The sequence below is a fragment of the Hydrotalea sp. GW822-HT8A01 genome (assembly GCF_058798575.1).
The window spans coordinates 1,162,023-1,175,813 of record NZ_CM179506.1; the positions used below are offsets into that span (position 1 = coordinate 1,162,023).

The following is a 13,791-nucleotide window of genomic DNA, read 5'->3' on the forward strand; positions in this document are numbered from 1 at the left end:
ATATGTGATGATGGCAGTAACAGAAACTTCTAACCGTAGTAAAAAAATACATCCCCATAAATTTTTAATGTGGATGGGCATTGGCAGCATTTGTATGATGTTTGCCGGATTAACCAGTGCATATATCGTAAAAAGAAATCAGGCCAATTGGGAAGATGTGCAACTGTCGCCTGTTTTCCTCTATTCTACAATGGTGATCGTTAGTAGTAGTATTACCATGTATCTGGCTTTAAAGGCCTTTAAAGCCAGGCAAATGCTGCAATACAAAAACTTAATAACCATTACGGTTATATTGGGGCTGGTATTTGCTTATTTGCAGTATATAGGTTTTAAGGCAATGGCCAATCATGGGGTTTTATTAATAGGCACGGGCAGTAATGCAGCAGCTTCCTTTCTGATAGTAATTATTGGATTGCATGTGCTGCATGTGTTGGGTGGGGTGGTTGCATTACTCATCACCTTCTTCAGGGCATTCAGAACAAAAGTAAAATCTTATAGCCCGGTACCCATTGAAATAGTAAGCACTTACTGGCATTTTGTAGATATACTTTGGATTTATTTGTATATATTTCTGTATGTAGCCAGATAAGTGGTTTAAAAAATATGCAATTTGTGCACGATTTTTAAACATTAGCCAATAAATTTGCGAACGTAATTTAAGAAACCAACATGTCAACAACAACAGCAACTGCAACAACCAAGTGGTGGAGCGGCGGTAAAAGCCCCTTCAACGTAGAGTATGGTAAAATTATGATGTGGTATTTTTTAATGAGTGACACATTTACGTTTGGTGCCTTACTCATTTCTTATGGAACCACCCGTTTTGCAACCCAGGGATGGCCTGACCCCAATCATGTGTTTAATTCTTTTCCCGGCTTAGGTAGTGGTTACCCATTGCTGTTTGTTAGTTTAATGACATTTATTTTGATTCTAAGTTCCGTTACCATGGTATTGGCGGTACAGGCAGGACAAAACATGAATAAAAAAGGTGTTGTCATTAATTTAATATTTACCATTATTGGCGGTTTGGCATTTTTAAGTTGTCAGGCATGGGAGTGGACACACTTATTTCACGAAGGTGCCTGGTGGGGTCGTAATCCATTCTTAAATGCAGATGGAACCCAATCAACTACCAACTTCACCAATTTCTTTTTTACCATTACCGGGTTCCATGGATTCCATGTATTTAGCGGTGTTGTGATTAATGTGATTATGCTTATTATGGCATTAAATAATACATTTGAAAAGAAAGGCCATTATTTAATGATTGAAAAAGCTGGTTTATACTGGCACTTTGTAGATTTGGTTTGGGTATTTGTATTTACCTGTTTTTATCTGGTATAATCAATTGAATTCATTATCAAAAAATAATTATATGGAAGATTTAAGAATATTAGATGATGCTCATGCAGTAGCAGCCCGCAAAGAAGTGTACAGGGTAACTATTATTTTGAGTGTGCTTACCATTATTGAATTAGCATTGGGTTATTCAATGGTAAATATGTCTGAGCAAAGTTTCTCACGGCACTTGATCAAAGGAATAATTTTGATTTTGATGCTGGCAAAAGCTTTTTACATTGTAGCTTATTTCATGCACTTAAAACATGAAATAAGAAATTTAATCATGACCATTGTATTGCCTTTGGGCTTGTTCATTTGGTTTATCATTGCTTTTTTGGCCGATGGTAACTCTTTCAGAGAATTACGCAATAAATATGCACCTTACGATCAGGAGAGCAATATTCCGGTACAACAAAAAGTACATGGTGAACACGAAAAAGGAACCATTGAATTGAAAAAAGCGGTAGAGTAAATTGAAGCGATAGAATAAATAAGATTGTAATATTTTTTTAGGATTAGGTAGAATAAACGCAAAGGGATTTTAGATAATTGTAAGGATGTGGAATTTGATTCATCAATCTTTCCACTACATCATTAAATAGCCACTTACGCATATTCCTTTTATTAAATCGATATTCATATTCATCACTATAAGCAAACAAATATTCACTCGAACATTGATGATGTGTTCCTCTCAGCCAATTTTTGAACTGCATAATCTGTTTGTGCAGTTCTTCCATCGCAGTTCCTTTTTTAGAATATTCGATGCTAATATTTTTCATTTGTTTAGCTAATTTTTTATACGAATGATAAGCATCTGTTTTTATTTGGGCTTCCGATGATACATTATCTTTTATCGCATACTTCAATTCTTCGGATTTAAAACTTTCTATTGGCTGTAATGCAATATTCCCTGTTCGACCATCAGCTAATATCTCAACTGCCACAAACATTGCATCTTTCGTTTTGGTACTTCTCCCTTTGTCGGTAGAATAGCCCCCAATAAGGGTTTCGTCTACTTCAACATCACCTTTCAATTTATCTTCTTTATCCTTCTTCATTACTGCCTGTAGCTTCCTTTTAAATAACCATGCCGTTTTTTGTTGTACACCAACCTCATTGCCCAGTTCTATCGTCGACATCCCTTTTTTCTTCGCTGTTAATCTGAATACCATGTGAAAGGCTTTCAGTATCGGCATCTTTATTCCATGAAAAACAGTGTTAGCTGTAACACTTTCATCGTAGCCACAACTGCGGCAACGACGATAGTAATATGTACGGCCTTTATAACTCTGATCGCATCCACATTTACTACATTGATACTGCTTGCCCCATTTGATCTCCAACAGATAATTGTAGCAATCTTCATTTGTTTTGAACCGTTTGCCAAACTCAATTGCATTAACCCCTTTGAACATAACTAAATATTTTAGACCTCAATTTACTAATTTATTTAGTTATTTCACCCCCCTATCTCTTATTTGTAAATGTTCTACCTAATCCTATATTTTTTTAACATCTATTTTAGCAACCATTGTCTACCAGCAATGGTTGTTTCATTTATACAACATTACCTTTGCACCATGAATAAAAAAGCCGTTTTGGCACTGCTAATAGCTATACTCATTCCGTTGGTTAGCTATTTAATGTTGAAATCTTTCAGCGATAAGTCAGTAGTAATGCCCGGAAAATTATTGTTAGACAGTGTTGCTACCCGAATTGTGAATGGGAAAGAGGTTACTGACAGTTTTTGGCATCACACGGCCAATATTACATTAGTCAATCAGTTGGGCGATACCGTGAGTTTGTACGATAAACCCGGTAAAATAACGGTATTGGATTTCTTTTTTACCAGATGTCCATATCCCTGTCCGGTATTAACCCGTAACATGCGCAAATTACAACAGTCATTTTCTAATTATGAAGAAGGCAGAAAGGTGGTAGACTCTTCGATTGTACAGTTTATTTCTTTTTCAGTAGATCCGGAAAGAGATAGTGTACAGGCATTAAAAGCCTATGCCAATCAATATGGCGTAAATCCGGATAACTGGTGGATGCTAACCGGTCCGAAAAAGAAAATTTATGATTTTGCTTTCGATGAATTAAAGATAGGATTAATTGACGGGCATAATGTAGATACTGCTTTTTTACATACACCCTCTTTTATTTTATTAGATAAAAATTATATTGTTCGTGGTTTATATGATGGAAGAGATACGGTGGCATTGGGTAAACTGGCTAAAGATATTGGGTTATTAATGTTAGAAAAAGACAAATCGCAAAAAAGTGAGGTGTTTGCTTCTATTATTGCATTAAAATGGCTTTGGGTAATTATAGTGTTGATGATCATCATCTTTGTATATGCTTTAACCAAAAAACCCGGTATTCCCAAACAAAACACCTGATTTTTTCGTTTATATCTGAAAATTCAATTTAAAAATGTTAAGTGCAATTATCAAAAAAAATGATAAACAGGCAAAACTGCTGATTGGTGTATTTTCCTTTGTAGTATTTGCTGCAGTAGTATTGCTGAGTAATTTTAAATTAACGGTTAACCTTGGTTTTAATGTTCACTTATTTGCTGCTTTTAATGCCATAGTCAATACCATTATTGCAATATTGCTTATTGCAGCATTGGTAGCAGTAAAAACAAAACATTATTTATTACACAAGAAATTAATGATCACAGCACTTATACTCTCTGTGTTGTTTTTGGTTAGTTATATTGCGCATCATCTGTTGGCCGGCGAAACAAAATTTGAAGGCACCGGTTCTATTAAGGTTATATATCTTTTTATTTTATTTACCCATATTTTTCTGGCTGCCATTATATTGCCCTTCATTTTATTTACCGCTTACCGGGCTTTAACAGCAGAGTTTCTCTTGCATAAAAAACTGGCACGTTATACCTGGCCGCTTTGGTTGTATGTTGCTGTTACGGGCCCTGTTGTGTATCTGTTTATCAGTCCTTATTATCAATAATATCCAAAGCAATGGAGGGATCCCAGAAATGGGTTTTAAAATCAACAATGGTATCATTCTTTACGGCAATGCCCTCCCGTTCTAATAAGATTTGCATTTGTGTAGGTGTTTCAAAATGGGCTTTCCCGCTTAAAGCGCCATTGCGGTTTACTACCCTGTGTGCAGGCACATTTGGTAAATGATGTGCATTGTTTAGTGCCCATCCTACCATTCTTGCACTCATTTTGGTGCCTAAAAAATTAGCAATGGCACCATAACTGGTTACCTGCCCTTTGGGTATTAATGCCACTACTGCATATACCTGCTCAAAAAAAGAGTGGTCTTTTTTACCGCTGGGTAAAATAGTTTTAATGGGAATTGATTTTTGTAATTTAGCCAATGCCTTTTTTGTTTAAGGTTCGGGTGATGCATTTTTTATAGATGCAACTGCCTGTTCAGTTAAAGCCGATCGTTTGGGTTCGGGAACATTTTCATACTGGTAAGGGCAATGTCTGCAGCCATACCCACAGCAATAACCTTTTTCTAAATGGTATTTTTCTGTCAATACCATATAACCTTGCACATCATAATAAAAATCAGTTCCTTCAATTAGCGACATGTTCAAGAATTAATTTTTTTAGTATTGCATCTTTTTCTACATCCAATGGCTTGTTTAACCGGAAAGCCAAATAATGAATGCGGTTACTTTTGGCAATATCTAACAATTCATAATGGGTTTGAATGGTATGTTCCGGTAATAATTGTTGTTCTGCATACAGGTTATCATAATCTTGTAACAATTCCAAGTCAAATAAGTTGATAACAGCTTTGGTGAAATAATACAGATCCGGACTGTCTGTTTTTAAATGTACAATGCCATTGGGTTGTAATACTTGTTGGTATAACCGTAAAAATCGTGGATGGGTTAATCTTTTTTTGGCTTTTGATAAGCGCAGTTGCGGGTCGGGAAATGTTATCCAAATGGCTTCAACTGTATGGGGGGTAAAATATTGGTGTATACCCTCAATTGGCGTTCTTAAAAAAGCAACATTGGGTAAGTTTTCTTCTATGGCTGTTAAAGCACCCCGCCAAATGCGATTGCCCTTTATATCAACACCAATATAATTTTTTTGTGGATACAGCCTTGCTAAACCTATTGTATATTCTCCTTTACCACAGGCTAATTCCAAAACCAATGGGTGTTGATTTTTGAAGAAAACCGTCCACTGTTCCTCCATGTTTTGGGGCAATTCAAAAACATTGGGAAAAGATTTAATTGCCTCGAACCGAATTAATTTTTTATGTGCCATGGTAAACAGCAAAAATAGGGTTACAATATTGAAATTGAATTAAACCTAATAAAAAAATAAAAGTCTGATTAAAACTTATAGGCAGTTAGCCTACATTAACCGGTCGTTTCAATAAACTAAGTGTGCATGCAGCAAAGTTTTACTTCACACCAAAAACAATCTTTTTTATACACTGAAAGCTCATCAATTCATCGGGTGGTTAGCATAGCAAAGCCTTTCGTAGTTTGGTTAACCGGATTAAGTGGTGCAGGTAAAACAACCTTAGGAAACCAATTATTCAATGAATTAAAGGAAGCCAATGCGCCTGTCATTTTATTAGATGGAGATATTATCCGCCAGGGTTTATGTAGCGATTTGGGTTTTACACAGCAGGATCGTGATGAAAACATAAGAAGGGTTGCCGAGGTAAGTAAATTAATGACTGCTGCAGGGTTAATTGTAATTGTTGCTTTTATTTCACCAACAATAATAGAAAGAGATGTTGCCAAACATATTATTGGCAGACAAAATTTTGTTGAGGTGCATGTAAGTGCCTCTATAAAAGCTTGTATAGAAAGAGACCCAAAGGGGCTTTATAAAAAAGCATTGGCCGGCCAAATAAAAAATTTTACAGGGATTGATGCACCTTATGAAATACCCATAGCTCCTGAAATAAGAATAGATACCGAACAGGTATCTGTTGAAACGGCTACTGCTGAAATATTGTACTATCTGAAAACAAATAAATTTATTTAATCATTTTATTGATTCGTGTGGGCAAAAAAATTTCGATTCGCTGGTTGTTATTAATAGTATTTGCAGGCATAATGATTATGTTGTTATTTGGGGCTGCGGTAAGGCACCAGCTTTTAGGAGGTAAAAAATTAGGGAAAGCAGGCGAATGGGCAGTTGCTGTAGCAGCATACCCAAAAATGGTGCGTGATGCGCTGGGAGAGGTATTGGGATTCAATCAGCAAATTATTCCCAATAAAAATACAGCAATCAATGGGTTAACTTATTTTAATACATCTAAAAAAGATACCGGCGCTGTTTTAACAACCGTGTATGACCTTACCTATCATCAAACAACAGTGAAATTAGTATCCTTACAAAATGGACAGATTTTAAAAGTATGGATACCGCCATTGGATAAAATTCGTAATCTTACACATACCAACAATCCTTTTTTTCATAATAGTGTTTTACATACTAATGAGGCTCGTGCCTTGCATCCATTACTGCTTTCAGATGGTGCTATAGTAGTAAAAATAAATGACGGCCCCCTATTTAAATTAGATAGCAACAGCAACATTGTTTGGCTAATTGATGGTGTATTTCATCATTCTACCGAAATAGATACAAATGGTAATTTCTGGTCGCCCACTGTTTTAGATACCTCATTTATTCAGGAAGATTTAGTTGGGAAAAACAGAAATGATGCCATTGCATGCATTTCACCACAGGGTAAAATCATTTCTATTCAATCTGTTGCACAAATTCTGGTTGACAATGGTTACAAAGGCCTTTTGTTAGGCACCGGATTAATTGACGAAGACCCCCTGCATTTAAATGAAGTAAGGCCGGCTTTATATAGCAGCAGGTATTGGCAAAAAGGAGATTTATTGGTGAGTTTACGACATAAAAGCACTGTTTTCTTATATCGGCCTTCTACAAATAAAATTATTTGGCTAAAAACAGGCCCCTGGCTCAACCAACATTGTCCTGATTTTGTGGATAGTACACATATCAGCATTTTTGGTAACAACGTTGTACGAACATTTGCTTTAGGTGGTGATAAGTTATATCAAAATACAAATCAGGTGTATTTATACAATTTTGCAAATGATTCTGTAACAAAACCATTTGCAAAGGTTTTTCAACAGAAAAAAATTGGCACAATAACAGAGGGTAGGGTAAAAATATTGAAAGATGGAACTGCGTTTGTAGAGGAATCTAACTTTGGGAGAGCCTTTCGGCTATCGGCAGATGCTGTGTTATGGGAATATAAATGCCCGATAGATGCAAAGCATCTCAGCATTCTATCGTGGGGGCGTTATTTATTAAAAACAGGAGATGAAAAATTTGATTACAGTGAAAATTAAAGCTTAAAAATATGTTGAATTATATTGGTCCGGGAATGGATGGCGGTGTACTTTCAGTTGTTTTTGGCATTTTACTATCTTTTTTTATAGCAGTATTTGCAATTGTATGGTATCCATTTAAACGATTTCTGAAAAAATTTAAGAAAAACCGATTACACAACAGGAAGATGAACAGTTGATATGATAGCAAATATCATGTTGTTTGTTTTGTTTTTTCTCCTGTTTCTTGCAGGGGATGCTTTGCCATTTACAAGATACATCAATGCTTCGTGGGTTTGTTATCGGAAATTGTACACTGTTTTTGTACGATATAAAAAAGCTTCAGATCAATACAAAGAAAAATTTATATTAGGTTATTCTATCCTTTTGCTCAATAATAGTTTGCGTTTGATTGAATTATTAATAATTGTAATAACTATATTTTTATTAATCGTATTCTGCCTAAGTTTTTTATACTGGCGTAATTCATATTTATTTCAATACCTGCTTACATGGCGTGTTTTTTGGCTTTCAGTTTTTACATTTATTGTATATTTTATTGTGAAAAAAATATATGAGCGAATTTGATTACTCATTATTATCTAAAATGCTGCATTCCATTGCTTTGGGCAACAGAAGTGTTTTAGAATTTAGTTTTGATATGGAAACTGCTTTACAAAAAAATAAACCTGTAGCTATAGGTTCTCCTGTTTTTGTGAGTGGTTTAGCCAGAAGCGGAACTACCATTATAATGCGTACACTTTATGAAACCGGGGCATTCCGATGTATTACTTACCGCGATATGCCTTTTGTTTTAATGCCCGGCATTTGGAAAAAATTTAGGGGAAAAACAATCACTAAGCCAGAAGAAAAAGAGCGTGCACATGCCGATGGAATTATGGTGAATTTTGATAGTCCGGAGGCATTTGAAGAAATATTTTGGCGATGTTTTTGTGCAGATGATTATATTAAAACAAGCAGTGTTATTCCCCACAAACTTTCAAATGAGGTAATCCAAAAGTTTCAGCTTTTTATGCAGCATACGGTAGCAAGTGCTGAAAATTCAACCGGAGGGATACGTTATTTGTCTAAAAATAATAATAATATATTAAGGTTCCCACAACTTATGCAACAACTGCCTCAGGCTGTTTTTATCATACCTTTTCGGCATCCACTGCAGCATGCTTATTCATTAATGAAACAGCACAAACATTTTTCCAGCATGCAAAAAAACAATCCGTTTGTATTAAAATACATGAATTGGTTGGGGCATTTTGAGTTTGGCTTGGGGCACAAACCTTTTATTTGGAAGCAGGAAGATGAAGCCATTTTGCAACAGTTTTCCATTAATGAAATAAACTATTGGTTACAATGTTGGAAAAATTATTATGAAAAAATTCTGGCATTCAATGAGGCTAACTGTATTTGTATTTGTTATGAAGATTTAGGAACAAAAGGTGCTGATATTTTCAGCAATTTATTAAAGCGATTGCAAATACAAAATACAAGGGCAATACCACCCTTTAAAGTACCTGCTTTTCAACAAATAGAAAATTTTGACCACAGTTTATTAAAAGCATGTATGTTTGTCTATGAAGCACTGCGGGTAAAAAGCAATGCAGACATAGAACGTAAATAAAACGGATAGACTTGGTGCAACAAAAAAGCCTTCAAAGTAAAAACTCCGAAGGCCCAAATGCACATGAGAATTAGAGAGAGCTGTAGGGGTAGGAGTCGAACCTACACGAGGAAGTTAGCTGTAACACAAAGTCCGGTGGTCAACCCCGGTCTTTCTTGCGAAAGGCTCTATGCTACGTTTATCCTTTTGTCCTCACCCCCGAGACGAGAGGGCATGTCTGCCAAATGTTTCATCACCCCACAGTATAAAGAGCTGTTTTTTATTATGACAGCACAATATTAAACATTATGTAACATTATTTAAAAATAAATCAATAATTTTTTTAAAAATTTAGAAATTGTTCATTATTTTTATAATTTAATTAAATTTATTTAAAAATAAACTGCAATATGAGCCTTAAATTAAATCTTGACAAACTGGATTTGCAAATTATTCAGGCCATGATGGAAGATGCCGAAATTTCTTATGCCGATTTAGGTAAGCAATTGTTTGTGTCGGGCGGCACCATACATGTTCGCATTAAAAAATTAGAGGAACAAAAAATAGTAAAAGGCCGAAAATTGGCAGTAGATTTAAAAGCGCTGGGCTATGATGTGATTGCGTTTATTGGCATTTATTTAGAAAAAAGCTCTTTATATGATACGGTTGCCAGCGAACTAAAATCTATTCCGGAAATTGTACGCCTGAATTACACAACAGGCAATTACAGCATGTTTGCTGAAATTGTTACGAAAGATATTCAGCAACTTCGTTTTGTTTTACACGATAAATTACAAAACATTAAGGGTATTGAACGAACAGAAACCTTTATTTCGCTGGAAGAAAGTTTTAGCAGAAATGTGGTGGTTGATCAGCAGGATTAAAATCATCAATTCGTTAATCTTCTAACCAATTTTTTATGCCCACTGCATTGAATTTATCAGATGTGTTGCATACACTTCAGCAACACCGAAGAAAAATTATTGGGGTAGTTGTGGTTGCCTGCGTAATTGCCGCTATTACGCTTTTTTTTGTTCCCAGATATTATAAGTCAACCGCTTATGTATTGCCTTCAAATCCTGAGTTGGCAGATAAGGAGTTGGCAGCTTATAATAACTTACAAAGGCTCTATTCCTATTTTGGCAATGGAGATGATTTGGATTTATTGTTTGGGATGACACGCTTAGATACGCTGTACTATCAGTTAACAGATAGTTTTCATTTAGTGAATAACTACGCTATTACAGGAACGAATGCTGCGTTGAACCGTTGGAAGGCCATGAAGGCGCTTCGGGAAAATTTGCAATTTAAAAAAACTGAAAACAATCAATTGTCCATTAGTGTGTGGGATAAAGATCCTGTATTGGCTGCCCAAATGGCCAATGGGGCTGTAACAGTTTTGAAAAATTCAGAAGAAAGCCTATGGATGCGGAACTATCAAAATGCAATGCAAACCTTGCAAAATCAAATACAATTATTGCAGCAAAAAATAAATGAAACTGAACAACAGTTGTCCGTATCAGGAAGCACAAATGTTAATACAATGATTTTGCAAACACAAAAAATACAGGATCTTCAGCAATTGGGGCAATACCGGAAAAATATGGCAGATTTACAATTAGCCATACAAAACGTGCCTGCAGGATTATATATCGTAGAAAGTGCTGCCCCTGCTGTAAAGCCCGATCAACCCAAGCCAATACTGGTAATGATAGCAGTAGGTATCATTAGCTTTGTTTTTGCGGCTTGTGCTGTCTTAATTTATAATCGTAACCGGCCAGCTTAATGCGCATAATTCATTTTTTTTATAAAAAACCATTTTTAACCGTAGTCATAGTTTTGATCACGGCTATTGTGTTAGGCATTGTACTCCATCAACCTTTGTTTTTTGCATTGCCATTTATAGGGATATTCCTTCCTCTGCTTTATAATGGAACAGTACACTATACTTCCTATTTATTTTGGATTTTACTGTGCGCATTACCCCTTTCTACCGAATGGCAGGTAACTGATACGCTATCACTCAATTTCCCGGATGAAGCTATTATGATGCTGCTAACGGGCTTGTTTTTTTTAAAATGGCTGCTAAAACCTGAATTCATTCCTTCTTATGTTTTAAAACACCCTTTGTTTTTTTTAATTGTATTGCATATCATTTGGGTAGCGATTACTTGTATCTATTCTGAAAACCCCATTCTTTCCATAAAATTCTTATTGGCTAAAAGCTGGTTTATTGTTCCTTTTGTGTTGCTACCTGCGCTGCTTATACAATCGCAGAAAGATTTTAAAACATTGGCTTTATGTTTCATTGTGCCTATGTTATTGGTGGTTGTGCAGGCGCTGGTTCGCCATACGTTCTATCATTTTTCATTTGAAGGCATAAAAAAAACACTGTCTCCTTTTTTTCGCAATCATGTTAATTACTCTGCCATGTTGGTGTGTGTTTTGGCTATGTTAGTTGCCATGTTGGTGCTTACCCCTTCCACTCATTCATCCAGGAAATGGTTATATGGTATAATGATGGTTTTTATTGCCGGATTAATATTGTCGTATTCAAGAGGTGCCTGGCTGGCATTGATTGTGGGGATGGGCATTGCTTTTATTTTATATAAAAAATGGCTGTGGCAATTTGTTATTGGCAGTTTTGTTTTGATAAGTCTGATTGTATATGGGCTTGTGCAGCAAAATAAGTATTTAAAGTTGGAGCCCGATTTTCAGCATACTATTTTCCACACTAATTTTAAAGACCATTTGGAAGCCACTGTTGCCATGAAGGATGTATCGAATGCGGAACGTATTTACCGTTGGGTGGCAGGGGTAAACATGGTGATTGATAAACCTGTTACCGGCTTTGGACCTAATAATTTTTATAATTATTATAAAGCTTATACCAATAGTGGATTTAAAACCTGGGTGAGCAGCAATCCTGATCATTCATCGGTTCATAATTATTTTTTGTTAACAGCTTTAGAGCAGGGCTTACCGGGTTTACTATTCTTTTGTACTTTATTTATCGCCATGTTGGGCTATGCACAATATTTATTCCACCATTTACAAGGTCGCTTTTATGCTATGGTTGCATTAACAACCGGTGCTGTTGTAGCTATGGTTGGCACTTTGAATTTTTTGAGTGATTTAATTGAAACCGATAAAATTGGAAGTCTTTTCTGGCTTTCTGCCGGTATACTCATTGTATTATCTCATCGCTTAAAAATTGAACAACAATCAATTGCCGGGTTTAAATGAGCCTGGAATATTGAGTATATCACTTAATCCGTTCCCCAATAAATTAAAGCCTACCACCAACAGCATAATGGCAATACCCGGTGCCAATGCCAATACAGGCTGATGTGTAATGATAAAATTATAGTTTTCTTTAATCATCAATCCCCAACTGGGTTGCGGTGGTTGAACACCGATTCCTAAAAAACTTAGTCCTGCCTCAATTACAATGGCGCCTGCAAAATTATTGGCTGCAATAACTATAACTGGCGCTGCAATATTGGGTAAAATATGTTTGAAGAGAATACGAAGGTTGCCAAACCCTAAAACCTTTGCTGCAGTTACATAATCCAATGTTTTGGCGGCAAGGGTCTGCCCCCGAACCATACGGGCAACATTTACCCACATGGTCAGTCCCACTGCTATAAAAACCTGCCAAAAACCCTTACCCAATAAAAGGGTTACTGCAAAAACCAGTAATAAAGTTGGAATACTCCAAATTACATTAATACACCACATAATAATGGCATCTGTTTTTCCACCAAAATAACCCGCAAATAAGCCTAAAACAATGCCAATAGTGAGTGATATGGCTACTGCAATGAATCCCACTGCTAAACTAATACGGGTTCCAATTAGGAGTCTGCTTAAAATATCACGCCCAAATGTATCAGTACCAAGATAAAAATGCCGGTGCATAGCAAATGGTTGCCCTAAGGTTTTAAGTGGCACTTGAATTGAAGCGGTAATGCCATCATCAATATATTTTTTTGCAAAAACAGTGTCATGATGCAGATAATAAGCAGTAACAGGGATGTAACGATACCGATCGGGCTTGCCATTGTATAAAACATGAAAAAAGTGCAAAATGCCTTTCTCTCCATTTAGTGGTATAGTATCTGTAGGCATGCGAAGTAACGAAATACTAAAACCCGGTGGTTTACTGCCAATTTCGGGGATCATTCGGTTGGCATTGGTAGTGGTATCGGGTGCAATAATATATGCAAATAGCGCAATGAATATGGCCATTGTAACAATGCCAATACCTACAGCAAGACTTTTATTTTGAAAAATCAGTTTGCCGAAATTTTTTATGTGTTTACCGAATTGAGCAGGCATTTGCAGAAATCTGTCTGAAATTTAAAAAACAAAAAAATGAAAGTTAAACATTTTTAGTTTTTGCAGGTCATAATTGTAGAGAAAGCCCTTAATGTCATATTTAAACTCATTTTATCATCATTAAAATATAATTGTATGCTACATGTGTTTAAAAATATTG

16 protein-coding genes are annotated in these 13,791 nt (G+C 35.8%); 11 read left to right on the forward strand and 5 right to left on the reverse strand.

From position 1 onward, the window contains the following. The first annotated feature begins 7 nt into the window (after nt 1-7). From AC3QLY_RS05110 to AC3QLY_RS05120, 3 genes are all read left to right on the forward strand, one after another. On the forward strand, nt 8-589 hold the full coding sequence (locus tag AC3QLY_RS05110) for a cytochrome c oxidase subunit 3 (protein ID WP_074418949.1): 582 nt from the start codon (nt 8-10) through the stop codon (nt 587-589). 80 nt (nt 590-669) lie between these two features. Then, on the forward strand, nt 670-1,344 hold the full coding sequence (locus AC3QLY_RS05115) for a cytochrome c oxidase subunit 3 (protein ID WP_074418948.1): 675 nt from the start codon (nt 670-672) through the stop codon (nt 1,342-1,344). A gap of 31 nt (nt 1,345-1,375) precedes the next feature. Continuing rightward, nucleotides 1,376-1,813, forward strand: a complete 438-nt coding sequence (locus AC3QLY_RS05120) for a cytochrome C oxidase subunit IV family protein (RefSeq protein WP_068245402.1) — start codon at nt 1,376-1,378, stop codon at nt 1,811-1,813. Between the two features lie 43 nt (nt 1,814-1,856). On the opposite strand, the gene AC3QLY_RS05125 is transcribed toward AC3QLY_RS05120, so the two are convergent. Then, entirely contained in the window at nt 1,857-2,759 is a 903-nt protein-coding gene (locus AC3QLY_RS05125; protein WP_492990827.1) for an IS1595 family transposase, read from the reverse strand. 165 nt (nt 2,760-2,924) lie between these two features. On the opposite strand from AC3QLY_RS05125, the gene AC3QLY_RS05130 reads away from it, so the two are divergent. Together AC3QLY_RS05130 and AC3QLY_RS05135 are read left to right on the forward strand one after the other, a co-directional pair. Next, nucleotides 2,925-3,746: an SCO family protein gene (locus tag AC3QLY_RS05130; protein WP_074418947.1), complete on the forward strand. Its 822-nt coding sequence runs from the start codon at nt 2,925-2,927 to the stop codon at nt 3,744-3,746. Nucleotides 3,747-3,780: 34 nt separating this feature from the next. Next, the gene (locus AC3QLY_RS05135) at nt 3,781-4,323 is read left to right on the forward strand and encodes a DUF420 domain-containing protein (protein ID WP_074418946.1); all 543 of its coding nucleotides are present in this window, start codon (nt 3,781-3,783) and stop codon (nt 4,321-4,323) included. Here AC3QLY_RS05135 and AC3QLY_RS05140 read toward each other — a convergent pair. Genes AC3QLY_RS05140 through trmB form a run of 3 tightly spaced genes read right to left on the reverse strand, consistent with a single transcriptional unit; the run spans nt 4,304 to nt 5,612 of the window. Beyond that, on the reverse strand, nt 4,304-4,702 hold the full coding sequence (locus tag AC3QLY_RS05140; RefSeq protein ID WP_218330825.1) for an MGMT family protein: 399 nt from the start codon (nt 4,700-4,702) through the stop codon (nt 4,304-4,306). The genes AC3QLY_RS05135 and AC3QLY_RS05140 overlap by 20 nt on opposite strands. Nucleotides 4,703-4,714: 12 nt before the next feature. Beyond that, nucleotides 4,715-4,921 (reverse strand): C1orf53 family protein, encoded by a 207-nt coding sequence (locus AC3QLY_RS05145; RefSeq protein ID WP_074418945.1) that lies wholly within the window; start codon nt 4,919-4,921, stop codon nt 4,715-4,717. After that, nucleotides 4,908-5,612, reverse strand: coding sequence for a tRNA (guanosine(46)-N7)-methyltransferase TrmB (gene trmB, locus AC3QLY_RS05150; RefSeq protein ID WP_074418944.1), 705 nt, complete (start codon nt 5,610-5,612; stop codon nt 4,908-4,910). Before trmB ends, AC3QLY_RS05145 begins: the two co-directional genes overlap by 14 nt. A 126-nt stretch (nt 5,613-5,738) precedes the next feature. Between trmB and cysC the strand changes: the two genes are divergently transcribed. The 6 genes from cysC (at nt 5,739) to AC3QLY_RS05180 (ending at nt 12,536) form a co-directional block, all read left to right on the forward strand. Beyond that, nucleotides 5,739-6,347 (forward strand): adenylyl-sulfate kinase, encoded by a 609-nt coding sequence (cysC, locus tag AC3QLY_RS05155; RefSeq protein ID WP_218330826.1) that lies wholly within the window; start codon nt 5,739-5,741, stop codon nt 6,345-6,347. Between the two features lie 17 nt (nt 6,348-6,364). Continuing rightward, nucleotides 6,365-7,693 (forward strand): arylsulfotransferase family protein, encoded by a 1,329-nt coding sequence (locus AC3QLY_RS05160; RefSeq protein ID WP_074420337.1) that lies wholly within the window; start codon nt 6,365-6,367, stop codon nt 7,691-7,693. Nucleotides 7,694-8,246: 553 nt separating this feature from the next. Further along, nucleotides 8,247-9,311 carry a sulfotransferase gene (locus AC3QLY_RS05165; protein ID WP_074418941.1) on the forward strand — a complete coding sequence of 355 codons (1,065 nt, stop codon included), beginning with the start codon at nt 8,247-8,249 and terminating at the stop codon, nt 9,309-9,311. 389 nt (nt 9,312-9,700) lie between these two features. After that, nucleotides 9,701-10,174, forward strand: coding sequence for an Lrp/AsnC ligand binding domain-containing protein (locus tag AC3QLY_RS05170; protein ID WP_074418940.1), 474 nt, complete (start codon nt 9,701-9,703; stop codon nt 10,172-10,174). 35 nt (nt 10,175-10,209) lie between these two features. Beyond that, entirely contained in the window at nt 10,210-11,076 is an 867-nt protein-coding gene (locus tag AC3QLY_RS05175; RefSeq protein ID WP_492990832.1) for a Wzz/FepE/Etk N-terminal domain-containing protein, read from the forward strand. Then, the gene (locus tag AC3QLY_RS05180; protein ID WP_492990834.1) at nt 11,076-12,536 is read left to right on the forward strand and encodes an O-antigen ligase family protein; all 1,461 of its coding nucleotides are present in this window, start codon (nt 11,076-11,078) and stop codon (nt 12,534-12,536) included. Before AC3QLY_RS05175 ends, AC3QLY_RS05180 begins: the two co-directional genes overlap by 1 nt. Here the strand turns inward: AC3QLY_RS05180 and AC3QLY_RS05185 are convergent. Continuing rightward, entirely contained in the window at nt 12,516-13,631 is a 1,116-nt protein-coding gene (locus AC3QLY_RS05185; RefSeq protein WP_074418937.1) for an ABC transporter permease, read from the reverse strand. The genes AC3QLY_RS05180 and AC3QLY_RS05185 overlap by 21 nt on opposite strands. Nucleotides 13,632-13,791: the final 160 nt, after the last annotated feature.